The following is a 645-nucleotide window of genomic DNA, read 5'->3' as shown; positions in this document are numbered from 1 at the left end:
TCAGACTCGCTTTCGCTACGGCTCGTTTTCACTTAACCTTGCCAGACACCACAACTCGCAGGATCATTATGCAAAAGGCAGTCCATCACCCTTGTGGGCTTCAGTTATCAATCAATCTCATCTGAATCACATTCATCTGCAGTAACCGCACAAATATCAAATTTTAACTTCGCACCATCACCACTAGAATTGCAAGACTTACATACAGGTATAATCCACACCCCTTTCACTAAGGGGAACAGCTTTTTAGAGCTATGATAAAACCTTACATGTGCACCAACAGGCTCTCTCTCAGGATCATCTGAGCAAAACCTCACTGAGCAAAGAGGACACTCTTTTGGAATCTCTTCTCCTGAGATGTTCTCCCAATGAGCTATCCAAGACCCACATTCTATGCATTCTTCTTCGCTAGTCCCTTGAGCATGCTTAACAAAACAACCCTTAGAGACAACAAAAAACTCAGATGTAGATTCTGACATGACTAACTCCTATGAAATGTGTTTAAGCCTGCATGGTAGCGTATTCTGAATTAATCAATAACTGAAGCCCACAATAGGGCTCTGAATGATTGTAAGTAGATGGTTTCAGGTTCTATTTCACTCCGTTACCCACGGTTCTTTTCACCTTTCCCTCACGGTACTTGTG

At 42.5% G+C, this 645-nt stretch carries 1 rRNA gene; it reads right to left on the bottom strand.

Annotation, left to right across the window (positions count from 1 at the left end):
- Positions 1-645: ribosomal RNA gene (locus EAO38_RS08660) — 23S ribosomal RNA — on the bottom strand; the annotation flags it as partial.

The sequence above is a fragment of the Helicobacter vulpis genome (genome assembly GCF_003660395.1).
Taxonomy (GTDB): Bacteria; Campylobacterota; Campylobacteria; order Campylobacterales; family Helicobacteraceae; genus Helicobacter; species Helicobacter vulpis.
Note: the sequence above shows the minus strand (reverse complement) of the source record. Positions and strands in the feature narration are given on the sequence as shown.